We start from the raw sequence: 22,677 nt of genomic DNA, 5'->3' as shown, positions 1-22,677 counted from the left end.
CGACGTCTCCGACAGCGCGCCCGACACGGCGATTTGCGCCGGAAATGCAGAGTCATGGATCAGCTGGCCGTGGTGATATCGGAACAGGAACAGGCCGAAATTCGTCTTGAATTCGCTCGCCTCAAACAGGATCACGCGGATTTCGATGCCGCAATTGAGGCGATGATCGCCACCGCCTGCGATCCCCTGCGCATCCAGCGCATGAAGAAGAAGAAGCTCGCCCTGAAAGACCGCCTCCAGGAACTGGAAGACCGCATCATCCCCGATATCATCGCCTGATGCCGGCTGTCCGATGCGCCATCAATAATTTGGATCGTCCCTGGTGCGTCCGAAATGCCACGTGGCCATCCAGCCTTGCGGCCGCGGGCGCTTTTGACTACACGCTGCCTTCGGTAAGGTCTGACATCCGCATTTTTCTGCGACAGAACAAGAGACGCCGACGGGAATCGGCGCCGCCGAGCGTCGACCGGCCGTCGACGGCGCCAGGGATTGGGGAACGGCATGGTTGAACGATCCGCACCGGTAGCGATCATCATGGGAAGCCAGTCGGACTGGGCGACAATGCGCCATGCCGCCGACACGCTCGATGCGCTGGGCATCGACTACGAAGCGCTGATCGTCTCCGCCCACCGCACGCCCGAGCGCCTCTATGAATTCGCCCGCAGCGCACGCGACGAGGGCTACAAGACCATCATCGCCGGTGCCGGCGGCGCTGCCCACTTGCCCGGCATGACCGCCGCCCTGACGCCGCTTCCGGTGTTCGGCGTTCCCGTGGAATCGAAGGCCCTGTCCGGCCAGGACTCGCTGCTCTCCATCGTCCAGATGCCCGCCGGCATCCCGGTCGGGACGCTGGCCATCGGCCGGGCCGGGGCCGTCAACGCCGCGCTCCTTTCGGCAGCCGTCCTGGCTCTCCATGACGAGGCGCTGTCGGAGCGCCTGGACATGTGGCGGGCCGCGCAGACCGCGCAAGTGGCCGAGCATCCGGTGGACTGATCATGCAGCATACACTCGCCCCCGGCGCGACGATCGGGATTCTCGGCGGCGGCCAGCTCGGGCGCATGCTGGCGATGGCCGCCGCCAGGCTCGGCTACCGCACCGCCGTTCTCGATCCTGTCGAGGACAGTCCAGCCGCCCAGCTTGCCGACATCTTCATCAAGGCCCCCTATGACGATGCGGTTGCGCGGCGCCGGCTCCTGTCGCTGTGCGCCGTGATCACCTACGAGTTCGAGAACGTTCCCGTCGCCACGGCGCGCACGCTCGCCGAGGAGCGCCCCGTCTTTCCGCCGCCGGACGCGCTGGAGACCGCGCAGGACCGCCTGGCGGAGAAGATCTTCCTGAACGCGGCCGGGATATCCACAGCCCCCTTCGTTTCTGTGGACAGCGACGATGAGCTGAAGGCCGGCCTCAAGCGTTTCGCCGGCAGCGGCGTCCTGAAGACGCGCCGCATGGGGTATGACGGCAAGGGCCAGCGCGTTTTCCGCGCCGACAAGCCGTCGAGCCCGGAGGGCGCATACCGGGAGATGGGCGCCGTGCCGCTGATCCTCGAGGGGTTGGTGCCGTTCGAGCGGGAGGTCTCGGTCATCGCCGCGCGCGCCGCCGATGGCGCAATGGCGGTCTACGACCCGGTCGAGAACCGGCACAGGAACGGGATCCTGCACAGTTCGACCGTACCCGCGGCGATCGGCCCGCAGACGACGGAAGCCGTCCGGCGGGCGGCGACCGACATTCTCGCCGCGCTCGACTATGTGGGCGTCATCGGCGTCGAGTTCTTCGTTCTGAAAAGCGGCGAGGTCCTGGTCAACGAGATCGCGCCGCGCGTGCACAATTCCGGCCACTGGACGGAGGCGGCCTGCGCCATCTCCCAGTTCGAGCAGCATATCCGGGCTGTCGCAGGGCTGCCACTCGGCAATCCCCGCAGGCACTCGGACTGCGTCATGGAGAACCTGATCGGCGATGAGGTCCTACGGGCGCCGCAGCTACTGCGCGAGCCGAACCTGGTGCTGCATCTCTATGGCAAGACGGAGATCAGGCCAGGCCGCAAGATGGGCCACTTCACCCGCATCAGCAGGTCCTGATCCTACAGCGTCCTTTGAAAGGATGCATGTTCGTTGTCTTTCAAATGAATGCATTTGAAAGCGACATGCATTAGCAGCTGAGGTCGCCCTCCTCGCAGTTCAGGCGGTCGTCGAGCTGACCGGTCCGCTCCGTCGTCAGCGCTTCCAGGCACATGGCCCGCACCATCGGATAGGCGGAGCCGCCCTTCACGCCCAGCGCCGTCAGATCGCATTCGGCGTCGCGGAAGACGATCCACGCCCGTTGCGCCGCCAGAAGCCCGGCCTTGGCGTCGTCATCGCCGCCATAGCGCTGCGTCAGTTTCCGGTAGCTCGCGTTCAAGGCCTCGTCGGCCTTCTTGTAGGCCTGCGCCGCGCAGAGGCTCATATCCGTCTGCGTCTGCGGGTCGCGGCAGTCCGCTTCCTGGGCGAGGGATGGACCGGCTGCGGTCATGACCCATCCTGCGAGGCAACAGGCGGTCAAACGCAACGACCTTGTAACGGACATGTTCTTGCTCCGGGTTCTCGTGAATTGTCAGTTCACCCCGATTCGACGGTCTGTCGCAACGGCGCATGGCGCAAACAGGTGCAAAAGGTTGACACGGACGAGCATCCTCGTCTATGAGCCGGGCAACTTGTGGCGCGCGGGGATGGCGCGCCTTGTCATTTCCGGGCCACATGGCCCAACCACGGACAAGACCGATGAAGATCAAGAATTCGCTCAAGGCGCTGAAGAGCCGCCACCGGGAAAACCGCATGGTCCGCCGCAAGGGCCGCATCTACATCATCAACAAGTCCAACCCGCGCTTCAAGGCACGGCAGGGCTGACCGACCGCCTGCCCCGCCTGACGGGGCGCGGTTCACGCGAAATTCAGTTTTCCTGATCCCGGCGCGCGCGTATGATCGCGCCATGATCCGATTCATCGCAGCTTTCTGCACGGCATTGCTTGCCTTCGTCCCGGCCAACCGGGCCGACGAGCCGTTGCAGGTGCCTCCGCCCGCACAGACGGCGCAGGAAACGCCCTCCAGGCTCGATGCGCTTTTCCAGGACCTCAAGCACGAACGCAACGAGCAGGCCGCGCGGCGCATCGCCGCGCGCATCGGCGAGGCTTGGAACACTCCCGGCAGCGCCACCGCCGCCCTGCTGATGCAATGGGCCAACGAGGCGATCAAGGAGAAGAAGGTCTCCGTCGCCCTCGATTTCCTCGACCAGCTCGTCCTGCTCTATCCCGACTACGCGGAAGCGTGGAACCGGCGCGCCACCCTGCACTTCACCATGAACGACTATGCGCGCGCCATGGCCGACATTTCGCGCACGCTTGAGCTGGAGCCGCGCCATTTCGGCGCGCTGGCGGGCATGGCGCGGATCCTCCAGGCAACGGGCCGGCGTGAACAGGCACTGGGCGCCTATGAACGCGTTCTCGACGTCTACCCGATGCTGCGCAGCGCGCAGAAGGCCGTCGCCGAGCTTTCCGACGAACTGGCGGGCCAGGGAATATAGAGGCAGGCTCAGGCCCTGGGCGGTCCGCCCGGCATCCCGCATACCCGCATAGAAGAGGCGGTCATAGCGTTTTGCGATCAGATGGAATCACCTGACGACCGCATAAACGCGAGAAACAAAGACCCACAGCGCCGCGCGTCTTATAAGACGCGCAAAGGACGCTGTAGCACTTTGAAATGATGCATGTTCGTTGTCTTTCAAATGAATTCATTTGAAAGCGACATGCATTAGATTCCGCCCAGCCCGTCCGAGCCGATATAGGCGATGCGCAGCATGTTGGTCGCGCCGGGCGTGCGCAGCGGCACGCCGGCGGTGATGATCACGCGGTCGCCAGGCTTCGCGAACTTCTCCTCGAAGGCGATCCGGCAGGCGCGGTCGACCATGTCGTCCAGATCGCTGGCATCCGCCGTGACCACGCAATGCGTGCCCCACACCAGCGACAGACGGCGCGCGGTCTCGACCACCGGCGACAGCGCGATGATCGGCACGTGCGGGCGCTCGCGCGCGGCGCGCAGGCCGGTCGTTCCGGACGAGGTGTAGGTGATGATGGCCGAGAGGTTGAGCGTCTCGGCGATCTGCCGCGCCGCCATGGAGATGGCGTCGGCGCCTGTCGCCTCCGGCTCGCTGCGCTGGCCGTTGATGATCCCGCCATAGGTCGGGTCGCGCTCCACCTGCGTGGCGATGGCGTCCATCGTCGTCACCGCCTCGGCGGGATATTCGCCCGCCGCGGACTCCGCCGACAGCATGATCGCGTCGGCGCCCTCGAACACCGCAGTCGCCACGTCCGACACTTCGGCACGGGTCGGAACCGGCGCCGAGATCATCGATTCGAGCATCTGCGTCGCCACGACGACCGGCTTTCCGGCGCGCCGGCAGGCGCGGGTGATCTGCTTCTGGATGCCGGGAACCGCCTCGAGCGGCATCTCGACGCCGAGATCGCCGCGCGCCACCATCAGGGCGTCGGAAAGCTCGATGATCTCAGCCAGCCGCTTCACGGCCTGCGGCTTCTCGATCTTGGCGAGCAGCAGCGCCCGCCCGCGCGCCACCTTGCGCACCTCGGCAAGGTCCTCGGGCCGCTGGATGAAGGAAAGCGCGATCCAGTCGACATTCGCCGCCAGCACGGCGTCGAGGTCCTTGCGGTCCTTCTCCGTCAGCGCGCCCATCGGCAGGTCGGTGTCCGGCAGGCTGACGCCCTTGCGGTCGGAAATCTTGCTGCCTGCCACCACCTCGCAGGTGATCGACTTGCCGTTGTTCTTCAGCGCCTTGAGCTGCAGCCGCCCGTCGTCGATCAGGAGCCTGTGGCCAGGCTCAACCGACTTCAGGATTTCAGGGTGCGGCAGGTGCACGCGGCTGGCGTCGCCCGGTGCCGGATTGTCGTCCAGCACGAACTTCTGCCCCACCTCGAGCGCCGCGCTCTTGTCGGCGAACGTGCCGACGCGCAGTTTTGGCCCCTGCAGGTCGGCGAGGATACCGATCGGATGCCCGACCTTCTTTTCCACCGAGCGGATGCGCTCGACCAGCGTGCGCATCAGATCGTGGCTGGCATGGCTCATATTGATACGGAAGACATCCGCGCCCGCCCTCAGCAGGCGCTCGATCATCGCTTCGTCCGAAGAGGCCGGACCGAGCGTGGCGAGGATCTTCACCTTGCGGTTACGCCTCATTGCGCGCCGCCATTGGTGCCTGCATTGGTACCCGTGATCGTGCGGCCATCGGCCGGGCCATCGGTCAGATCAACCATCCAGTTTTCCTGCTCCCGCGTGTCGTATTCCTGGAAGCCGGCGCGCTGGAAACCGCGCGCGAAACAGTCGTTGGTGCCGGCTATCTTGAATTCCGTGAGCGCGATGCACATCTGGGTCTCGCCCTCCCAGCGCCCGCCGCTCTGGGCGTCTTCCGCATAGATGTAATAGAAGCGTGATTCGAGCGATCCCTCGATCAGCGTCTTGCAGCTCGATTTCTCAATATGCCACCAGCCCTCGCTGACCCAGCCGCTGGCTGTCCGGTAGCCGATGGCCACACCGACCAGGTTCTGCGTCGAATTGCAGACGCGAAAGTCGGCGAGCGCCGGACCTGGCGAAACGAGCACGCCCCCCAGTCCAACGGCAGCAAGCAGAAAAGCCCCCCGGCAGTTCATGCGCGACGCCCGACGAAGCATTTCCCGACACCCTGATCGCAACTTGAGCATATTTTCCTTTTCGGCAATGTCCGCCCCCCTGTCAACGCGCCATCCGCGGCCAATTGATGTTTTCAACCCAGGCATTGCGGTTGACCGCACTTCATGAAAGGACTGGTGACACAACCGCGACAGAACCCCGATCCAATCGTTTTAAGCCCGCCCCTGATGAATGCTACCCCCTTCGAAGCCCCGTTCGAACGCATTTCCGGCAATGCCGCCCACGGCCTCGTGCTGATCGCCGATCACGCCCGGCGCGCCCTGCCGCTATCCTATGGCCAGCTCGGCCTGCCGGATGCGGAGTTCGAGCGCCACATCGCCTATGACATCGGCGTCGAGGCGGTGACGCGCGGGCTTGCTTCGCTGACCGGCGCCCCGGCGGTGCTGTGCGGCTTTTCCCGGCTCCTGATCGATCCCAACCGCAGCGAGAACGATCCGACCCTGATCCGGCAGCTTTATGACGGCACCATCGTGCCGGGGAACTATCCGATCTCGCCGGAGGAACGGCGGCGCAGGCTCGACCTGTTCTACCATCCCTACCACGATGCGGTTGCGGCGCTGATCGACGAGGTCGCCAGGGAAAGCGGCGCCGCGCCCCTCATCATCTCCGTGCATTCCTTCACCCCCGTGATGCAGGGGCGGCCGCGCCCCTGGCATGCCGGGATATTGTGGGACCGCGACGACCGTGCGGTCGCGCCGCTGATCGCCGCGCTCGCCGCCGACGAAACCCTGGTCATCGGCGACAACGAACCCTATGACGGCGCCCTCCCCGGCGACACGATGCACCGCCATGCGACCATGAACGGGCTGGCGCATGCGCTGATCGAGATCCGGCAGGACCTGATCGCCGAACCGGCAGGCGCGCGGGCCTGGGCCGAGCGCCTGGCGCCCATCCTTGACGCGCTCAACGCCCGGCCCGATATGCATGAGGTGAGACACTTCGGCTCGCCACCGACCGGACAGGATGAGGACCCCATCATGACGACGCTGACCGACGACCAGAAACGCGACCTGGAGGCGGCCGCCTTTCGCCGCCTGGTCGAGCACCTGCGCGGACGCAGCGACGTGCAGAACATCGACCTGATGAATCTCGCCGGCTTCTGCCGGAACTGCCTGTCGAACTGGTATCGCGAGGCGGCCGAGGCCGACGGCATCGCGCTGAGCAAGGACGAATCGCGCGAGATCGTCTACGGCATGCCCTATGAGGAGTGGCGCGCGCTGCACCAGACCGAGGCGACCGACGACCAGAAGGCATCCTTCGAGGCGAACCGCCCGAAGGACCATTAGATGGCCGCGTCCTTTCGGACGCACAAAGGACGATCTGCATCATTGACTGAGCATCGGAACAACGAAATCCGGATTCCACTTTTTGGTCCGATGCTCCAAGCCGCGAAAGCGCAGGCCTCCGCCCGTTTCGCCCCTTGACCCTAAGCCCTCGCTGAGGCATCGAACCTGCAACCACCCCGCGCGCCGAGTCGCGGGTATTCGATCCATGAACTGGAGTTTCGCATGGCCGACGATATCACCACCGAGACGTCAGAGACCGTGGCCGCCGGCCAGCTTCGCGCCTTTATCGAGCGCGTCGAGCGTCTTGAGGAAGACAAGAAGACGATCGCCGAGGACATCAAGGAAGTCTACGCCGAGATGAAGGGCAATGGCTTCGACACCAAGGCGGTGCGCACGCTGGTGCGGCTGCGCAAGAAGGATCAGGCCGAGCGCCAGGAAGAAGAGGCAATCCTAGACCTCTACATGGCCGCGCTCGGCATGGAATAGAGCGTTTTGCAGTCGGGTGGGATCACCTGACATCCGCATAAACGCGGAAAAGGGCGGCCAATGGCCACCCTTTTTTGTTTGGCTCGGACGCCGGTTCTATTCGATGTCGAATGACACGCCCTGCGCCAGCGGCAGGGCCTTCGAGTAGTTCACCGTGTTGGTGGCGCGGCGCATATAGGCCTTCCATGCGTCGGAACCAGATTCGCGGCCGCCGCCCGTCTCCTTCTCGCCCCCGAACGCGCCGCCGATCTCGGCCCCCGAGGTACCGATGTTGACGTTGGCGATGCCGCAATCCGAACCACGGGCGCTCAGGAACTCCTCCGCCTCGCGCATGTCGGTGGTGAAGATCGACGACGAGAGGCCGGCGCCCACGGCATTGTGCTCTTCGAGCACCGCGTCGAAATCGCTGTACTTCATCACGTAGAGGATCGGCGCGAAGGTCTCCTCGAGCACCACGCCATCCTGCTTCGGCATCTCCACCAGGGCCGGGTGGGCGTAGTAGGCATCGGCATCGCCGCTGTCGAAGCGGCCGCCGCCGGTGACCGTGCCGCCCAGTTCCTTGGCGGCCTGAAGCGCCTTCTGCATGTTGTCGAAGGCCGCCTTGTCGATCAGCGGACCGACCAGCGCGTCCGTCGCCAGCGGGCTGCCGACGGAAACGGAGCCATAGGCCTTGCGCAGGCGCGGCAGCAGCGCGTCGTAGACAGAATCATGCACGAACAGGCGGCGCAGCGTCGTGCAGCGCTGACCCGCGGTGCCCATGGCACCGAAGGCGATGGCGCGCAGCGCCATGTCGAGATCGGCCGAGGGACAGACGATGCCGGCATTGTTGCCGCCCAGTTCCAGAACCGCCCGGGCGAAGCGCTTCGCAAGGCGCGGCCCCACTTCGCGGCCCATCCGTGTCGAGCCGGTGGCAGAAACCAGCGGCACCTTGGGGTGATCGACCAGCACCTCGCCGACCGCGCGGTCGCCGATGATCACGGTCATCAGATTGGCCGGCGCATCGGCGCCGAAGCGCTTGGCGGCGCGCTCGAAGATCGCCGCGCAGGCGAGCGCCGTCAGCGGCGTCTTCTCCGAAGGCTTCCACACCACGCTGTCGCCGCACACCAGTGCCAGCGCCGCGTTCCACGACCATACGGCGACCGGGAAGTTGAAGGCCGAGATGATGCCGATCACGCCGAGCGGATGCCATGTCTCCATCATCCGGTGGCCCGGCCGCTCGGTGGCGATGGTCAGGCCGTAGAGCTGGCGCGACAGGCCGACGGCGAAGTCGCAGATGTCGATCATCTCCTGCACCTCGCCGAGGCCCTCGGAGCGGACCTTGCCCACCTCGATCGAAACGAGGCGGCCGAGATCGTCCTTCGCCGCGCGCAGTTCCTCGCCCAGAAGGCGCACCAGTTCGCCGCGGCGCGGCGCCGGCACGTCGCGCCAGGCCTTGAACGCCTCGTGCGCCCGGTCGATGACCGCGCCGGTCTCGGCGGCGGAGATGGAGGCGATCTCGGCGATCTGCTCGCCCGTCACCGGGGTGCGGACGGCAAGGTCGCCGCCGGACAGGGTCTTCGGATCGACGCCCAGCCGCTTCAGGATGTCGCTCGTCTCGGTCTTGATGCTCATGGGTGCTTGGCTCCCTGGAAATTGGCTTCGATGGCACACAATGCGCCGCGCAAGCGGGCAGCGCGCCCTTTGGCCGGAATGTAGGGGCGGGCCCGTCCCAATGGAAACGGAAAATCGGACTGTATTGATGATGACCGGTCATGCATCTGCCGGGAATCGACGACTTTTCCGCAGGAATCCCGGTGTCAGACCTGCCTGACGACCCACGAGACGAAGGCGTCCGCCGAGGGGTTGTCGGCGCCGAGCGGCTGCGCGAGGAAATAGCTGTTGGCCGTCTTCAGCACGGTCTGACCAAGCTGGACCAGCGCGCCCGAACGCAACTCCTCCTCGATCAGGTAGGTTGGCACCAGTCCGGCGCCGAGTCCCGCCGTCACGCCGGCGATGACCATGGTGAACTGGTCGAACTGCTTGCCCGGCAGAGCCGGCACCGCGCCGACGCCCGCCTCGCGCATCCAGTCGGCCCAGGCGCCCGGCCGGCTCTGCAGGTGCAGCAGCGGCGCATCGAACAGCGTTTCCGGGCCGCCGATGCCATGTTGTTCGACAAACCGCGGCGCGGCGACGGCGACCATCTCCTCGTCGCACAGCTTGGTGAGCTTCGCGTCGGGCCAGTTCTCCCGGCCGAAATGGATCGCCACGTCGAAACGCTCATGCGCCAGGTCGAACGGGTTGATGCGCGCCGTCAGGTTGACGCCGACGCCGGGATGCGCACGCTCGAAATCCGGCAGGCGCGGGATCAGCCAGCGCGCGGCGAAGGTCGGCAGGCTGGCGACGTTCAGCACCGTTCCCGACATGCCGGCGGCGATCGCCCGGTGCAGCGTCTGCGCGATCCGGCCCAGATCGTCTTCCAGCGCATCGGCGAGATTCTTGCCCGCCGGGGTCAGCACCACACGCCGCCCGACACGGCGGAACAGGCTGAAGCCGAGCGCCGCCTCCATGTCGCGGATATGCCGGCTGACCGCGCTTTGCGTCAGGTTCAGTTCCTCCGCCGCGAGAGTGAAGCTCTGGTGGCGCGCGGCGGATGCGAAACTGCGCAGGACGGAGAAGGAGGGGAGGAACCGCCGCGCGAACTTGTCTTCCACCATCATCGTTTGCGCCCCGGGGGGTCCTTTGCTGCAGGGTGAGCCGGAGAATGTCCCAAGCCTTATAGCCGCCTCCGGGCCGCCTAGGCCAGCGCCAGGACCTGTCGGGCGCTTTCCTCGTCGGTGATGAACACGGTCGGCTCGACGAGCTTCATCGCGCCGATCAGCGCATCGATCTTGTCGGCGCCGCCGGAGGTCAGGATGCGCATGCGCGCCCGGCGCAGCCTGTCGACATCGACCGACATGACCCGGTCGTTGATCGGGTGGTTCACCAGCGCGCCGTCGCGGTCGTAGAAATGATAGAGGATGTCGCCGACCGCGCCTTCGCCGGACAGCGCTTCGCGCACCCCTTCGCTCAGATAGCCGCCGCGATAGAAGGTGGTCGCCGAGGCGATGCCGCCGACCGAGACCAGCACGGCGTCCAGCGTGTCGGCGAGCGTCAGGATCTCGTGCAGGCCGCAGCGTTCGATCAGCGCCGTCTTCGTCTCCACGCTGTCGACGACGGCCGGCGCCGGGATCAGGTAGCCGTCCCCCTGGAAGGCGCGGGCAAAGCGCCAGGCGAACTCCGCCGGGTTGAACCGCCGCGCCACGCCGACGCCGCCGAGCAGCGAGATCACCTTGAAATCGGCCAGCGGACGGGCGCGGATGAAGGGCAGCGAGCCGAACAGGGTGCGCCCCCAGCCGACGCCGACCGACATGCCCGCCTCCATGACGTCGGAAACGAAACTGCCGGTTGCCGCGCTGATGGCCGGGATCGGATCGGCCCCGGCCTGCGACAGCGGCGCCACGACGGCGCGTTCCAGGCCGAAACGCTCCTCGAGCGCCCGCTCGATGCTGGTGATCTCCGCCAGATCCCCCTCGATAGTGATCTTGACCTCGTTGCGCGAGCGCGCCTCGGCCAGCATGCGCACCACGCTGACCCGGCCGATGCCGAGGATCTCGGCGATCTCGTTCTGCGTCTTCTGCTCGACGAAATACATCCAGGCGGCGCGCACGCGCAGGCGGTCGGCCTTGTTGCCGATCACGCCGCCCCTAGGCGACGCGACGGCGATTTCTCCCGAGCCGTTCCCGCCCTTCGCCTGCTTTCGATCCTTCGCCATGCTCACCCGGCCTTCCCCCGCCTGTATTTGCCCGCAGCCACCGCCGCGCTTGATTTCCCGACAGACCAAAACAATGATGTGGTCTCCCGGTCAATGGCGCTTGGCGGAAAACCGGTTACTTGAGGATGCCACCTTATGCTTAGAGACGCTTCAGAAGAGATGGCGGTTCATCTTAAGGACCGCTTGCGCGACATGCGCGATTTTCTGCGCGCGCACCGCCACGACCAGCGCCTGCCGATTCGGCCGCGGGGGCGCTTGTCCGAGGTGGAGGGCGTCATCGGCCGCGCTGTCAGCGTCGTCGACGACACGCTGACCCTCGCCGAATCCGTCTCGCATGCGGTGCTGCCCCGCCCCCGGATCGGCGCGCATGACCTCCGTCCGCTCGCCGGCTATTTCGCGCCGGACCCGGTGGAGGGAGAGACCGCCTTCCGCCGCCACATGTACCGTGTGGCCGGGCGATTGGCGGCAACGCAGGAGACTGATTCTCCGCCGATGATCCGCGAAACCTTCTTCACCGGCGCCCACGCCGCCGTGCGCCGCCGGCACGGCCATCGCCTGCTCGTGCTGCGCGGCGCGGCGTCGGCCGAAGCCCGCGCCGCCATGGCCGGCGTGCTGGCCGCACTGCTTCAGGAAATCTGCCGTCAGGCGCTCGACGGGGCGCCTGCGACACCGGCCAGCCGGCAGGCCTGCATCCGCTGCTTCGCGCCGGGCCTCCTAGCCTCGGCGCTCCTGACGGCCGACGAAAACGTCGAGCCGGAAGACCTGCTGGAGATCGCCGCACTCGCGATCGCTGCCCGCAGCGAGCGCATGGCGCGTAGCCTGCAGGCGGATCGGCCCATCGCCGATCTCGCCGCGATCTTCGACAGCCTGCTGACGCATCTGCCCTAACACGGCCGCGTCAAGGCCAGGGCTGGGAGAACCGGGCCTACGTCCCCGCGTCGAACAGCTCCGAAAGCTGCTTCTTCACGCGCTGCACCGATGCCGGGCTCATGCTGAGCTCGGTCAGCCCCATGCGGATGAACTCGGCGACGAGATCCTCCCGCGCCGCGGCCTCGCCGCACATGCCGATCTCGATCCCCGCTTCCACCGCCGCCTGCGCCGCCTGCGCGACGGCCGCCATCACAGCCGGATGCGCCGCGTCGTTGAGCGAGGCCACGGCCGGGTTCAGCCGGTCCGCCGCCATCACATACTGCGTCAGGTCATTCGTGCCGATGGAGAAGAAGGCGACTTCCTTCGCCAGTGCCCGCGCACCGAAAACGGCGGCCGGCGTCTCGATCATCACGCCGAGCGGGAAGGCCGCATGGGCCACGCCCTCGGCGGAAAGCTCGGCCGCGCATTCCTCGATCAGCCTCCGCGTGCGCCGGACCTCGTCCACATCCGACACCATCGGCAGCATGACCCGCAGATTGCCGTGCACCGCGGCGCGCAGCAGCGCCCGGAGCTGCACCTTGAAGATGTCGGGCCGGTCGAGGCACATGCGGATGCCGCGCCAGCCGAGGAAGGGGTTCTCCTCCTCGGGGAACTCGACGCCCGCAATCGGCTTGTCGCCGCCGATGTCGAGCGTGCGCACGATCACCGGGTGGTCGGGAAACGCCTGCGCCAGCGCCGAATAGGTCTCGGCCTGCATGTCTTCGGACGGCAGGTGCATGTGTCGCATGAACAGGAGTTCCGTGCGGAACAGGCCGACGCCCATGGCACCCGCCGCCTGCGCGGCCTCGATCTCCTCGAGCGCGCCCAGATTGGCCGCCACATGGACGACCGTTCCGTCGCCCCGGCGCGGCACCACGTCCCTGTAGGCCTTCAGCGCCTCCTTCTCCCTGTTGGCCGCACCGATCATGTCGGCGAAGCGCTGGCGCGTGGCGCCGTCGGGAGCAGCGAACACAAGGCCGGCATCTCCGTCCACCGCCGCTTCGTCCGCCTCGCGAAGCGCGTGCACGGCGTCCCCCAGGCCGAGGACGGCCGGAATGCCGTGGGTGCGCGCGATGATCGCCACATGCGAGGTTGCCCCGCCATGGCCGCAGACCACGCCACCCAGGCGCTTCAGCGGCGCACGCGCCAGGTCCCAGGCGCCGATGTCCTCGGCGACCAGGATCGCGCCGTCCGCGATGTCGTCGAGCCGCGCGTCTTCCTGGCCAAGCAGCGTCAGGCAGATCTGCCGGGCGATCGCGTCTAGGTCCTCGGCACGGGCGCTGAGATAGGCGTCGTCGAGCGCGCGGAACTCGGCGGCAAGCCGCGACGACGCGGCGATGACCGCCGAAACGGCGTCGAGCCCGCCGTCGATGGCCTTCAGCGTCTCGTCGCGCAGGGCGTCATCGGCGGCGATATCGCGCAGCGCCGCGACGATGGCACGGTCGCTCTCCTGCATGCCGTCATCCGCGAGCGACCGGTCGAGCCGCTCCTGCAGACGCGCCACCGCATCCTCGAACAGCGCCTTCTCAGGCCCGATCTGCGCCGGCGCAAGCGTTTCGTTGCGCGGCGTGATCTGCGGCGGGAAATGCGCGAACACCGGCCCCAGCGACACGCCGGCGCTGGCCGGAACGCCCCTGAGACCGCCCGGCAGGTCCGGCTCCGCCTGCCGCGCCGCCGGCGCAGGCTGCGCCACCGCCGGCGCGGCGGCTGCCTCGGCGGGAGCCTCCTCCACGCCGGAAAGCGGGTTGTCCAGATAGGCGATCAGGGCTTCGACCGCCTCGATGGAATCGGCCCCTTCCGCGCGGATGGTGACCTCGTCATTCTCCTTCACGCCGAGCAGCATCAGCTTGACCGAGCTTTTCGCGCTCACGGCCTTGCCGCCCTTGACGATTTCCACGTCGCTCTCGAAACCCTTGGCAAGCCGCACGAAGCGGGTCGCGGGTCGGGCGTGCAGGCCTTCCTGCACTCGGACGATGGTCGAGCGTTCCATAGGCTTCTCGTATACTCTGCGTGAACGTGCGGCGCTATTCGCCGATGGTGATGACGGCGCCGGTCTCAAGCGCGGCGACCAGAACGGACGGCTCGATCTCCGAGGCGCAGATCTCGCCCGGACGCTCCACCGCATCGGCGCCGTTGAAATTGATCACCACATGGCCGATCTCGCGCACCTTGTTCCAGGCGGCGTCGCCCATGGCCGTGATCTCTGCGGAAACCGTTCCCACGCGGACCGGCGTGCCGGCGCCCGGCGCGTCAGGGGCAGGCCCCTCCTGCGTCGCGTGCAGGACCGAAACCTCGGCGAGTTCCTCGGGCGCACCGTCGGCGAACAGGATCAGCACGCCGCCCTCGGCCAGTTCGGCCACCTCGGGTCCAATCGCGGTAATGCGCGTCTTGAGAAACACCGGCATTCAAAAACTCCCAGAAAACACCATGCAAACAGTTGGAAGGGCGGCGGCAGCAACGCCGCCCCTCCGGATTCCTAAAGCACCACCAGGCTCACCAGCCAGGCGATGAGCACCGAGACCGGGCCCATGATCTGGCGGCTGATCAGCACGGCCGGGACGCCGATCTCGATCGTCTTCGGCTTCGCCTCGCCCAGCGCCAGGCCGACGGGCACGAAGTCGCAGCCCACCTGCGTGTTGTAGGCAAACAGCGCCGGCAGCGCCATCGCCGGCGAAATCGTGCCGTTGGCGATCTGCGGACCGATGATGGCGACGCCGATCACCTGCGCGATGACCGCGCCCGGCCCGAGCACAGGGGACAGGAACGGCAGGCCGCAGATGGCCGAGATGATCAGCAGGCCGATGATGTTGTTGGCCAGCGGTCCCATCGGCTGGGCCAGCACGTCGCCGATGCCCGTATAGAGGATGAGGCCGATCAGCATGGTCACGAAGGCCATGAACGGCAGCACGTTGCGCACCACCTGGTCGATGGTCCGCCGGCCGGCATTGAAGAAGATGCCGACGACCCGGCCCATCACCCGGCCGACGCTGCTGATCAGGCCGATCAGTCCGCCCTCGCTCGGCATCTCCGCCGGAGCGGCCGCATTCGCCGCCGCAAAGCCGTCCGAAGAAGCCGCGCCGCCGGCAACCGTCGCGGCAGCGCTCCCGTCGGCCATCTCGATGCTCTCCGGCGTGACGCCCGAGACATAGATGTCCTCGGTGATGAACTGCGCCAGCGGCCCGGCCTGGCCGACAGGGGTCAGGTTGACGGTCGGGATGCGCTTGCGCGGATAGACGCCGCAGCGCGCCGTGCCGCCGCAATCGACGACGACGACGGCCATCTCGCTTTCCAGCGGCGGGCTCTTGAAGCCATCGACCGCTTCCGCGCCCGTCATCTCGGCGATGCGCTTGGCCACCGGGTGGATGCCGCCGCCCGTGACGGAGACGATCTTGTTGCGTTCGGCCGTCGGTGCGATCACCAGCGGGCCGCCCCAGCCGGACGCGCCCTTGGAAATCCTGACCGCCTTGTATGAATTTGCCATGTCCGCCCCTCCCCTAGAGCTCAACGCCCTGGCGGCGCGCCATGATCGCGGTGATCCGCTCGGTCAGCATGCCCTTCAGCAGGATCACGCCGAGGCCGACGATGGCGTACCAGATCGCCACGGTGATATGATAACCGCCCGGCACGGCGCCGGTGCGCTCCAGCTCGAGCAGCGCCACGAGAATGCCGCCCCAGACGAAGTACTCGCCCGGATTGATGTGCGGGAACAGGCCGAGCGGCGGATGCACGTAGGAGACCGCCGCATCGTAGAAGGCGGGCTTGTGCTTCTCCTCGAGGAACGAGCCGAAGGTGTAGGCCATCGGGTTGGTCAGGAAGAACACGGCCAGCACCGGCAGCACGGTGTAGCGGGTGAGCGCGATGCGGCCGGCGCTCTGCGCGAGACCGTGCACGCGCTTCTCGCCGACCAGTTCGGTGATGGCGTAGAAGGCGGTCATCAGCACCACCAGCGTCGGAATGATGCCGGTGACAAAGCCGGCGAAAACCTCGCCGCCCTTCTGGAAGATGCCGATGAAGTACTTGCCGGCGGCGGTGAGCCAGCCGAGCTGTTCCTCCTGGGCGACGGTGTTCAGCTTCTCGCGGAACTCCTCGACCGATATGTCGCCGCTCGCCTGCGCGAGGACGACGAGATCATGCGACGCCCCCTTCATGGCGAGCTTGCCATGCAGCGCGGCGTCGCCAGCGAACGACCCGGCCATATGCAACCCCTGCATGGCCGTGTCGGCGTGTTGCGCCATGAGTGAAATGACTGACATTTTCCTCCCTCTCCTTCAGTGGTCCTGCCGGCTTCTCGGCCGGCTCCGGATCTTGCCGTTCATGTCTGCGGACTGGTCGCCACCAGCGATTCCCTGAGCGGCGGTTCGTCGCCCGACCGCGTGCGGTCGATCTGCGCCACCGCCTGGGTGATCGCCGCCGTCAGGCCCGGCGCGTCAGGGCCGAACAGGGCCGGCTCGGCGCGCAGCCGGTCGAGCGTCATGCCCTCGAATTCCTCGTGGCGGACGAACTTCGCGAAGACCGAGCGGCCGCTCATCGTCAGGATGCGGCGCACCGTCAGGTCCGGCGCGATGACCACGATGGCGATGGCGCCCTTCTTCAGGAAGCGGCCGTGAAACGCGCCCGTGCCCACATAACCGTCTGTGAATTTCTGCGTGATGCCTTTGAAGACGTCGGAATAGTGCCGCATCTGCAGCCACACCCCGTAGGACTGCAGCGCCCAGACCAAAGCCAGGAGCAAAAGCCCCCATTGCCACAATGCCATCAGGCAACTCCTCCCAAACCGCCTGTTCCCGGTGATTGCGAAGCCAGCATCCGCGCAACGGGAACAGGAAATTAAGAACATTTGTTTTTTGAAATGTCAAATTGTATATTCATGGGAGCGGCGCTGGCCCGCGGTCCGGCATATCCGATTGGAAGCTGCCGCCCGCATGCTATGATTCCCGCAAAGGAGCTGCAAACGTGGATCTGGACTTCAAGAACGAGCTGGCGGTAATGCCCGACCTGCGCCACAGGCTGCGGCAGCTGCGCTGGTTCCGCGCCACCTTTCGCGGCAACGCGCGGGCGGTGACGGCGCATTACGGCGTCGCGTTCGAGATCGACGAGGAAAAGCTCACCCGCGTGTTCCTCGACTGGGTCGAGATGATCGACGCCCGCAAGGACTTCGCCCGGCTCGACCGCGCCGATTTCATCGTCTACGCCGCCGGGCTGGCGCTGAAGGAGATGATCCGCCGGGCGCCGGCGAGCGTGAGCCCGGGCAGCACGGTCACCGGCAGTGCCGCCAGCTCCGAGATCGTCCGCTTCTGGCCGGAGGGTTTCCTCTATACGAACTACTGCGTCTGCGCGATCGCCGCCATCTTCGAGCAGGAGTTCGGCCAGACGCCGCTGCTCGATCGCTGTGCCGACGACTTGCGAACCTGGTGGTCCTACCGCGAGAATACGCGCGAGATGCCGGCCTCCGCCGTGGCCTTTCTCGACCGCTTCCTGGGCGGCGAACCCAACTGGGTCGCGCCCGATCTGGTCGAGGGACGGCTCGCCATGCGCCGGGCCATCGAAGCCGGCAGCGCCGCCCTGCAATCGCCGCGGGCCACGCCCGATTCCATCGCCTGAACGGCGCAGGCCCAGCTTACCGAAACGCCTCACAGACCCGGAGCCTCCATGCAGCGTCCCCTGATCATCTTCGATTGCGACGGCGTTCTCGTCGACAGCGAACCCCTGGCGGCCATCGCCTTCGAGCGCGTCTACCGCAAGCACGGCATGACCATCACGACCGACATCGTCGGCCAGTGCATCGGCATGAAGCAGGCGGACATCATCACCCGGATTCACGAGCTGACCGGACATGCCTTCCCCGAACACGCCACCGGCGACTTCTGGGTGGAGACGCAGGCGCTGTTCGCCGAAGACCTCGAGCCGACGCGCGGCATCCTCCCCTTCCTGCAGAGCCTCCGGGGGCCGCGCTGCGTCGCCTCCTCCTCCTCGATGAAGCGCATCGCGCTTAGCCTGGAGGTGACCGGTCTCGCCAGCTTCTTCGGCGAGGAGGTCTTCAGCACCGCGATGGTGAAGCATGGCAAGCCGGCGCCCGACATCTTCCTCTTCGCCGCCGAGAGGCTTGGTTCCGAGCCATCCTCATCGGTGGTGATCGAGGATTCGCCCTTCGGCGTTCAGGGAGCCGTCGCAGCCGGCATGACGGCCATCGGCTTCACCGGCGGCAGCCACACTTACTCCGGCCATGCAGAGAAACTGACGCAAGCTGGCGCGCATGCCATCTGCACCGACTGGCCGGGCGTCGAGCGCGAACTGGCGCGGCGCGGCTTCATCGCCGGCGCGCACGCCGAAGGCTGACGACATGCAAAAAAATGGCGCTGCCAACATCTGAACGCGGACAGCGCCGAGTTGCACGGTATTCCGTGAAACGGCCTACACCAGCATGGCCATCGGGTGCTCGATCACCTGCTTGAAGGCCGCCAGAAGCTCCGCACCCAGCGCCCCGTCCACTGCCCGGTGATCGGTCGACAAGGTCACTGACATCACCGTTGCAACTTTCACCGCGCCATCCTTGACCACGGCTCGGCTCTCGCCCGCGCCGACCGCGAGGATCGTCGCATGCGGCGGGTTGATGACGGCGGCGAAATCCTTGATGCCGAACATGCCGAGATTGGAAACGGCGGTGTTGCCGCCCTGATACTCTTCCGCCTTCAGCTTGCGCGAGCGCGCCCGCGCGGCCAGGTCCTTCATCTCGTTGGAGATGGCCGACAGCGTCTTCTCGTCGGCGCGGCGGATGATCGGCGTGATCAGGCCACCCGGGATCGACACGGCGACGCCCACATCGGCATGCCTGTGCTTCACCATCGCATTCTCGGTCCAGGACACATTGGCGTCCGGCACCATGGCTAGCGCCCTGGCATGGGCCTTGATGACCATGTCGTTGACCGACAGCTTGTAGGCCTGCTTTTCCCCTTCCCTGGTCTTCACCATCGGCGCGGCATCGTTGAGCTGCTTGCGCAGCGCCAGAAGCGCGTCGATCTCGCAATCGAGCGTCAGGTAGAAATGCGGGATGGTGGACTTCGCCTCGACCAGACGGCGGGCGATGGTCTTGCGCATGCCGTCATGCGGGATCAGCTCGTAGGAGCCTTCCTCGAAGAGCTTCAGCACGGCGTCGTCGGACATAGCCTGAGGCGCAACCGGGACCGTGGTTGCTGCCGGTGCATCTGCAACTGCTTGCGCACCGCCATTTCTGCCGGCGGCTTCCACATCGGCCTTGACGATCCGGCCCTTCGGGCCAGAACCGGCGATGGCGGAAAGATCGAGACCAGCTTCCTTCGCCAGACGGCGGGCAAGCGGAGAGGCGCGAACGCCCGAGGATGCTTCTGCAGTTGCCGCCGGAGCAGCCGCGACAGGCGCTGCGGTTTCAACGGGAGCCGGCGCTTCGGCCTTTGCGGACGCTTCGGCCACGGCTTCGGCAGGCGCAGAAGCCGGCGCATCGGCCACGGCCTCACCTTCCTCGTAGATCCAGGCCACGGCCTGGCCGACGGGAATGTCGACGCCTTCCTTGCCGGTCACGTTGCGCAGGATGCCGCTTGCCGGCGCGTCGATCTCCATCGCCGCCTTGTCGGTCTCGATCTCGAACAGCACGTCGCCCTTCTTGACCGTCGCGCCTTCCTCGGCGAGCCAGGCCGAGATCCGGCCCGTCGCCATGTCCATGTCGACTTTCGGCAGAATGACTTCGACGGGCATGGTCAGCGCGCTCCCGTCACGAGGTCGCGCGCCGCTCTGACGATTCCGTCCACCTGCGGAACCGTCGCCTTTTCCAGCTCCGGATTGTAGGGGATCGGCGTCTCCGCGCCGCCCAGCCGCACGATCGGGGCGTCGAGATAGTCGAACGCCTCGCTCTCGGCAATCATCGCCGAAACCTCGGCGCCGATGCCCAGCGTCTTCACGCCCTCATAGACGCACATCAGGCGCGACGTCTTGCGCACGCTCTCGATCACCGTCTGCCGGTCCATCGGACGGATGGTGCGCAGGTCGATCACCTCGATGTCGATGCCCTCGCCGGAAAGCGTCTCGGCCGCTTCCAACGCCTTGTGCACCATGATCGACGTGGCGACGATGGTCAGGTCCCGGCCCTCGCGGCGCACATCGGCCTTGCCGATCGGCACCGTGTAGTAGCCCTCGGGCACCGCGCCCTTCATCTTGTAGAGCAGCTTGTGCTCGAAGATCATCACCGGGTCCGGGTCTTCGATCGCCGCCAGCAGCAGGCCCTTGGCGTCGTGCGGCGTCGCCGGCTGGATCACCTTCAGGCCGGGCACGTGGCCGAGCCAGGCTTCCAGGCTCTGGCTGTGCTGCGCGGCAGCACCCGTGCCGGAGCCGGCCGGAAAGCGCATGACGACAGGAACCGAAACGGCGCCGCCCAGCATGTAGCGCATCTTGGCGGCCTGGTTGACGATCTGCTCCATGGCGAGCGTCGCGAAATCGGAGAACTGGAACTCGAAGACCGGCCGCATGCCGGTGACGGCCGCGCCGACCGCGATGCCGGCGCCGCCCAGCTCCGAGATCGGCGTGTCCATGACCCGCTCGGGGCCGAACCGCTCGACGAGGTCGCCGGTCACCTGGAACGCGCCGCCGTAGACGCCGATATCCTCGCCCATCAGGAACACGCGCTCGTCGCGCTCCATGGCGATGGCCATGGCCTCCTGGATGGCCTGCGCGTAGCTCAGTTCACGCGTGGCTGTCTCGACCTGCGCATCCATATCAAGCCTGCTCCGTGTAGACGTATTTTTCGAGGTTGGCGACATCCGGCATCGGGCTTTCCTTGGCGAACTCGATGCCGGCGGCGATCTCCCGGGCGACATCGGCGCGGATCGCCTCGATGCCGGCGGCGTCGATGACGCCGAACTCGACGAGTTCGGCCTCGAACGCCTCGATCGGATCGCGTTCGGTCATCCACTCCTCGATTTCTTCCTTGCTGCGATAGCGGTTGCGGTCGCTCTTGGAGTGGCCGCGATAGCGGTAGGTCTTGCACTCGATCAGCGTCGGACCGTCGCCGCGCCTGGCGCGTTCGCTCGCCTCGTGCATTGCCTCGGCCACATCCGAAACGACATTGCCGTTGACGATCACGCCGGGCATCGCATAGGCGGCGGCGCGGTCGGCGATGTTGGGAACCGCCGTCGCGCGGGCCACGGAGGTGGACATGCCGTAGCCGTTGTTCTCGCAGACGAAGACGACCGGCAGCTTCCAGATGGCCGCCATGTTGAGCGCCTCGTGGAACGCGCCCTCATTGTTCGCGCCGTCGCCGAAGAAGCAGACGACGACATTGCCGGTCTTCATCTTCTTGGCGGTCAGGGCAGCGCCGACGGCAATCGGCAGGCCGCCACCGACGATGCCGTTGGCGCCGAGATTGCCCGTCGATACGTCGGCGATGTGCATGGAGCCGCCGCGGCCGCGGCAATAACCCGTCGTCTTGCCGAAGAACTCGGCGAACATGCGCGAGACGTCGGCGCCCTTGGCGATGCAGTGGCCATGGCCGCGATGCGTGGAGGTGATCTGGTCTTCATCGGAAAGGCCGAGGCAGATGCCGACGGCGCTCGCCTCCTGGCCGATGGACAGGTGCATCGTGCCATGGATCAGGCCGCGCATGTAGCTTTCTTCCGCGCCCTCCTCGAACTGGCGGATCAGATACATCTTGCGCAGCGCATCGCGCAGCTTGTCCTGATCGAACTGCCTGTAGATGAAAGGCTGATTGGCGCCCTCGGTTTTCGAGGCGCTCTTCCTGGCCGTGGCCGACATATTCACGCTCCTGTCTGGGGCTTCGGACCGGAAAGTGGAAACCGGTTTCCGGTTGGTCCGAGGCTCCCTCGATAAATCGGATCGTTCCTGTGCGCGTCGCGCGGACGCGCGGCGATCTAGCCGTAAACGAGCTTGTCCTGACGCGCGCGCAGCTCGGCGATCTTGGAACCGGCCGGCGGGGCAGCGTTGTCGGACGTGATGAGTTCGCCCTTCCTGATGGGCTTGGTGACCGTGCCGCCCTGAAGCAGGCCGCAGGGGATCGCCCTGGAGGCGCGCGCTTCCGGCACCGTCATGATCCAGGCGCGGTAGCAGTATTCACCAATCGCATCGAGCGTCTCGCCCGGCTGCATGTCCTTCTTGGCGACGGCGCAGACCTCGGCGACCGGCTTGTCGAGCGGCACCATGTCCGCCTTGCCGTAGAGCACAACGCGGGCGCAGGTCAGCGGCACCTCGAGCGAGGTCAGGTGATAGGGGCGGTGGAAGGTGAAATAGGGACCCTTGCCCATCTTCAGGTCTTCCATGCGCTCCGAAATGCGCGGATGCGACATGTCGGCGACGACGAAGACGCCGGGCGCAACGCCCTTGCCGATGGAATAGTCCACCACGCCGACGCGCGACAGCACGCCGCCATCCTTTTCCGGCACCAGCACGGAGGACAGCTCGTCCAGCGTCGCCTTGGGGCCGTGCATGCCCGGCTTGTCGG

At 66.6% G+C, this 22,677-nt stretch carries 24 protein-coding genes and 2 pseudogenes; 11 read left to right on the top strand and 15 right to left on the bottom strand.

What is annotated here, in order from left to right; genetic code table 11:
* Positions 1-75: 75 nt before the first annotated feature.
* The 3 genes from NA2_RS11095 (at position 76) to NA2_RS11085 (ending at position 2,075) form a co-directional block, all read left to right on the top strand.
* Positions 76-279, top strand: a complete 204-nt coding sequence (locus tag NA2_RS11095) for a YdcH family protein (RefSeq protein WP_040677569.1) — start codon at positions 76-78, stop codon at positions 277-279.
* Positions 280-501: 222 nt separating this feature from the next.
* On the top strand, positions 502-993 hold the full coding sequence (purE, locus tag NA2_RS11090) for a 5-(carboxyamino)imidazole ribonucleotide mutase (protein WP_008596922.1): 492 nt from the start codon (positions 502-504) through the stop codon (positions 991-993).
* A gap of 2 nt (positions 994-995) precedes the next feature.
* On the top strand, positions 996-2,075 hold the full coding sequence (locus NA2_RS11085) for a 5-(carboxyamino)imidazole ribonucleotide synthase (protein ID WP_008596921.1): 1,080 nt from the start codon (positions 996-998) through the stop codon (positions 2,073-2,075).
* 70 nt (positions 2,076-2,145) lie between these two features.
* On the opposite strand, the gene NA2_RS11080 is transcribed toward NA2_RS11085, so the two are convergent.
* Entirely contained in the window at positions 2,146-2,505 is a 360-nt protein-coding gene (locus NA2_RS11080) for a lysozyme inhibitor LprI family protein (RefSeq protein ID WP_008596919.1), read from the bottom strand.
* 248 nt (positions 2,506-2,753) lie between these two features.
* On the opposite strand from NA2_RS11080, the gene ykgO reads away from it, so the two are divergent.
* Together ykgO and NA2_RS11070 are read left to right on the top strand one after the other, a co-directional pair.
* A complete protein-coding gene (gene ykgO, locus NA2_RS11075) occupies positions 2,754-2,879 on the top strand; it encodes a type B 50S ribosomal protein L36 (protein WP_008596917.1) in 126 nt (41 codons plus the stop codon).
* Positions 2,880-2,961: 82 nt separating this feature from the next.
* A complete protein-coding gene (locus NA2_RS11070; RefSeq protein WP_008596916.1) occupies positions 2,962-3,552 on the top strand; it encodes a tetratricopeptide repeat protein in 591 nt (196 codons plus the stop codon).
* Positions 3,553-3,779: 227 nt separating this feature from the next.
* Here NA2_RS11070 and pyk read toward each other — a convergent pair whose 3' ends face one another.
* Positions 3,780-5,216, bottom strand: coding sequence for a pyruvate kinase (pyk, locus tag NA2_RS11065; RefSeq protein ID WP_008596915.1), 1,437 nt, complete (start codon positions 5,214-5,216; stop codon positions 3,780-3,782).
* Complete coding sequence (locus NA2_RS11060; protein ID WP_008596913.1) at positions 5,213-5,686, bottom strand: DUF1036 domain-containing protein; 474 nt, start codon at positions 5,684-5,686, stop codon at positions 5,213-5,215. Before NA2_RS11060 ends, pyk begins: the two co-directional genes overlap by 4 nt.
* Before the next feature lie 207 nt (positions 5,687-5,893).
* Here NA2_RS11060 and NA2_RS11055 point away from each other — a divergent pair.
* From NA2_RS11055 to NA2_RS11050, 3 genes and pseudogenes are all read left to right on the top strand, one after another.
* Positions 5,894-6,673: pseudogene (locus tag NA2_RS11055) on the top strand (N-formylglutamate amidohydrolase); the annotation flags it as partial.
* Positions 6,647-7,012, top strand: a complete 366-nt coding sequence (locus tag NA2_RS22300; protein ID WP_338009983.1) for a DUF1244 domain-containing protein — start codon at positions 6,647-6,649, stop codon at positions 7,010-7,012. The pseudogene NA2_RS11055 and the gene NA2_RS22300, both read left to right, overlap by 27 nt.
* 222 nt (positions 7,013-7,234) lie before the next feature.
* On the top strand, positions 7,235-7,498 hold the full coding sequence (locus NA2_RS11050; protein WP_008596910.1) for a DUF2312 domain-containing protein: 264 nt from the start codon (positions 7,235-7,237) through the stop codon (positions 7,496-7,498).
* Between the two features lie 96 nt (positions 7,499-7,594).
* Here NA2_RS11050 and amaB read toward each other — a convergent pair whose 3' ends face one another.
* The 3 genes from amaB to NA2_RS11035 all read right to left on the bottom strand — a co-directional run bounded on the left by amaB (position 7,595) and on the right by NA2_RS11035 (position 11,288).
* Positions 7,595-9,109: an L-piperidine-6-carboxylate dehydrogenase gene (gene amaB, locus NA2_RS11045; protein WP_008596908.1), complete on the bottom strand. Its 1,515-nt coding sequence runs from the start codon at positions 9,107-9,109 to the stop codon at positions 7,595-7,597.
* Between the two features lie 185 nt (positions 9,110-9,294).
* A complete protein-coding gene (locus NA2_RS11040) occupies positions 9,295-10,191 on the bottom strand; it encodes a LysR family transcriptional regulator (protein ID WP_157188205.1) in 897 nt (298 codons plus the stop codon).
* Positions 10,192-10,271: 80 nt separating this feature from the next.
* Entirely contained in the window at positions 10,272-11,288 is a 1,017-nt protein-coding gene (locus NA2_RS11035; protein ID WP_008596905.1) for a sugar-binding transcriptional regulator, read from the bottom strand.
* A gap of 159 nt (positions 11,289-11,447) precedes the next feature.
* Here NA2_RS11035 and NA2_RS11030 point away from each other — a divergent pair, with 159 nt between their 5' ends.
* Positions 11,448-12,176, top strand: coding sequence for a hypothetical protein (locus NA2_RS11030; protein WP_008596904.1), 729 nt, complete (start codon positions 11,448-11,450; stop codon positions 12,174-12,176).
* Between the two features lie 37 nt (positions 12,177-12,213).
* Here the strand turns inward: NA2_RS11030 and ptsP are convergent, their stop codons facing one another.
* From ptsP to NA2_RS11005, 5 genes are all read right to left on the bottom strand, one after another.
* The gene (gene ptsP / locus NA2_RS11025; RefSeq protein WP_008596903.1) at positions 12,214-14,187 is read right to left on the bottom strand and encodes a phosphoenolpyruvate--protein phosphotransferase; all 1,974 of its coding nucleotides are present in this window, start codon (positions 14,185-14,187) and stop codon (positions 12,214-12,216) included.
* Positions 14,188-14,221: 34 nt separating this feature from the next.
* Positions 14,222-14,602, bottom strand: coding sequence for a PTS glucitol/sorbitol transporter subunit IIA (locus tag NA2_RS11020; protein WP_008596901.1), 381 nt, complete (start codon positions 14,600-14,602; stop codon positions 14,222-14,224).
* Positions 14,603-14,673: 71 nt separating this feature from the next.
* Positions 14,674-15,678, bottom strand: coding sequence for a PTS glucitol/sorbitol transporter subunit IIB (srlE, locus tag NA2_RS11015; RefSeq protein ID WP_008596900.1), 1,005 nt, complete (start codon positions 15,676-15,678; stop codon positions 14,674-14,676).
* Between the two features lie 13 nt (positions 15,679-15,691).
* Entirely contained in the window at positions 15,692-16,432 is a 741-nt protein-coding gene (gene srlA / locus NA2_RS11010) for a PTS glucitol/sorbitol transporter subunit IIC (protein WP_008596899.1), read from the bottom strand.
* A gap of 77 nt (positions 16,433-16,509) precedes the next feature.
* Positions 16,510-16,953 (bottom strand): transcriptional regulator GutM, encoded by a 444-nt coding sequence (locus tag NA2_RS11005; protein ID WP_040677532.1) that lies wholly within the window; start codon positions 16,951-16,953, stop codon positions 16,510-16,512.
* Positions 16,954-17,150: 197 nt separating this feature from the next.
* Between NA2_RS11005 and NA2_RS11000 the strand changes: the two genes are divergently transcribed.
* Positions 17,151-17,798: a hypothetical protein gene (locus NA2_RS11000; RefSeq protein ID WP_008596896.1), complete on the top strand. Its 648-nt coding sequence runs from the start codon at positions 17,151-17,153 to the stop codon at positions 17,796-17,798.
* A gap of 48 nt (positions 17,799-17,846) precedes the next feature.
* Complete coding sequence (locus NA2_RS10995) at positions 17,847-18,533, top strand: HAD family hydrolase (RefSeq protein WP_008596894.1); 687 nt, start codon at positions 17,847-17,849, stop codon at positions 18,531-18,533.
* Positions 18,534-18,608: 75 nt separating this feature from the next.
* Here NA2_RS10995 and NA2_RS10990 read toward each other — a convergent pair whose 3' ends face one another.
* The 4 genes and pseudogenes from NA2_RS10990 to NA2_RS10975 form a co-directional block, all read right to left on the bottom strand.
* Positions 18,609-19,925, bottom strand: a complete 1,317-nt coding sequence (locus tag NA2_RS10990) for a pyruvate dehydrogenase complex dihydrolipoamide acetyltransferase (protein WP_008596892.1) — start codon at positions 19,923-19,925, stop codon at positions 18,609-18,611.
* 2 nt (positions 19,926-19,927) lie between these two features.
* Positions 19,928-20,938, bottom strand: a complete 1,011-nt coding sequence (locus NA2_RS10985) for an alpha-ketoacid dehydrogenase subunit beta (RefSeq protein ID WP_008596890.1) — start codon at positions 20,936-20,938, stop codon at positions 19,928-19,930.
* 1 nt (position 20,939) lies between these two features.
* A complete protein-coding gene (locus tag NA2_RS10980) occupies positions 20,940-21,974 on the bottom strand; it encodes a thiamine pyrophosphate-dependent dehydrogenase E1 component subunit alpha (protein ID WP_008596888.1) in 1,035 nt (344 codons plus the stop codon).
* Between the two features lie 116 nt (positions 21,975-22,090).
* Positions 22,091-22,677: pseudogene (locus NA2_RS10975) on the bottom strand (SAF domain-containing protein); the annotation flags it as partial.

Source organism: Nitratireductor pacificus pht-3B (assembly GCF_000300335.1).
GTDB classification, from domain to species: domain Bacteria; phylum Pseudomonadota; class Alphaproteobacteria; order Rhizobiales; family Rhizobiaceae; genus Nitratireductor; species Nitratireductor pacificus.
This window is presented reverse-complemented; position numbering and strand designations above follow the sequence as displayed.

What these genes read in the sequence shown, in the direction of transcription:
- purE (WP_008596922.1), top strand. Translation starts at nt 502, where the DNA reads ATGGTTGAACGATCCGCACCGGTAGCGATCATCATGGGAAGCCAGTCG.
- srlE (WP_008596900.1), bottom strand. Translation starts at nt 15,678, where the DNA reads ATGGCAAATTCATACAAGGCGGTCAGGATTTCCAAGGGCGCGTCCGGC.
- NA2_RS11020 (WP_008596901.1), bottom strand. Translation starts at nt 14,602, where the DNA reads ATGCCGGTGTTTCTCAAGACGCGCATTACCGCGATTGGACCCGAGGTG.
- ptsP (WP_008596903.1), bottom strand. Translation starts at nt 14,187, where the DNA reads ATGGAACGCTCGACCATCGTCCGAGTGCAGGAAGGCCTGCACGCCCGA.
- NA2_RS11035 (WP_008596905.1), bottom strand. Translation starts at nt 11,288, where the DNA reads ATGGCGAAGGATCGAAAGCAGGCGAAGGGCGGGAACGGCTCGGGAGAA.
- NA2_RS11070 (WP_008596916.1), top strand. Translation starts at nt 2,962, where the DNA reads ATGATCCGATTCATCGCAGCTTTCTGCACGGCATTGCTTGCCTTCGTC.
- ykgO (WP_008596917.1), top strand. Translation starts at nt 2,754, where the DNA reads ATGAAGATCAAGAATTCGCTCAAGGCGCTGAAGAGCCGCCACCGGGAA.
- NA2_RS10990 (WP_008596892.1), bottom strand. Translation starts at nt 19,925, where the DNA reads ATGCCCGTCGAAGTCATTCTGCCGAAAGTCGACATGGACATGGCGACG.
- NA2_RS10995 (WP_008596894.1), top strand. Translation starts at nt 17,847, where the DNA reads ATGCAGCGTCCCCTGATCATCTTCGATTGCGACGGCGTTCTCGTCGAC.
- NA2_RS11060 (WP_008596913.1), bottom strand. Translation starts at nt 5,686, where the DNA reads ATGAACTGCCGGGGGGCTTTTCTGCTTGCTGCCGTTGGACTGGGGGGC.
- NA2_RS10985 (WP_008596890.1), bottom strand. Translation starts at nt 20,938, where the DNA reads ATGGATGCGCAGGTCGAGACAGCCACGCGTGAACTGAGCTACGCGCAG.
- NA2_RS11080 (WP_008596919.1), bottom strand. Translation starts at nt 2,505, where the DNA reads ATGACCGCAGCCGGTCCATCCCTCGCCCAGGAAGCGGACTGCCGCGAC.
- amaB (WP_008596908.1), bottom strand. Translation starts at nt 9,109, where the DNA reads ATGAGCATCAAGACCGAGACGAGCGACATCCTGAAGCGGCTGGGCGTC.
- srlA (WP_008596899.1), bottom strand. Translation starts at nt 16,432, where the DNA reads ATGGCGCAACACGCCGACACGGCCATGCAGGGGTTGCATATGGCCGGG.
- NA2_RS22300 (WP_338009983.1), top strand. Translation starts at nt 6,647, where the DNA reads ATGCATGAGGTGAGACACTTCGGCTCGCCACCGACCGGACAGGATGAG.
- NA2_RS11005 (WP_040677532.1), bottom strand. Translation starts at nt 16,953, where the DNA reads ATGGCATTGTGGCAATGGGGGCTTTTGCTCCTGGCTTTGGTCTGGGCG.
- NA2_RS11050 (WP_008596910.1), top strand. Translation starts at nt 7,235, where the DNA reads ATGGCCGACGATATCACCACCGAGACGTCAGAGACCGTGGCCGCCGGC.
- NA2_RS10980 (WP_008596888.1), bottom strand. Translation starts at nt 21,974, where the DNA reads ATGTCGGCCACGGCCAGGAAGAGCGCCTCGAAAACCGAGGGCGCCAAT.
- NA2_RS11030 (WP_008596904.1), top strand. Translation starts at nt 11,448, where the DNA reads ATGGCGGTTCATCTTAAGGACCGCTTGCGCGACATGCGCGATTTTCTG.
- pyk (WP_008596915.1), bottom strand. Translation starts at nt 5,216, where the DNA reads ATGAGGCGTAACCGCAAGGTGAAGATCCTCGCCACGCTCGGTCCGGCC.
- NA2_RS11040 (WP_157188205.1), bottom strand. Translation starts at nt 10,191, where the DNA reads ATGGTGGAAGACAAGTTCGCGCGGCGGTTCCTCCCCTCCTTCTCCGTC.
- NA2_RS11085 (WP_008596921.1), top strand. Translation starts at nt 996, where the DNA reads ATGCAGCATACACTCGCCCCCGGCGCGACGATCGGGATTCTCGGCGGC.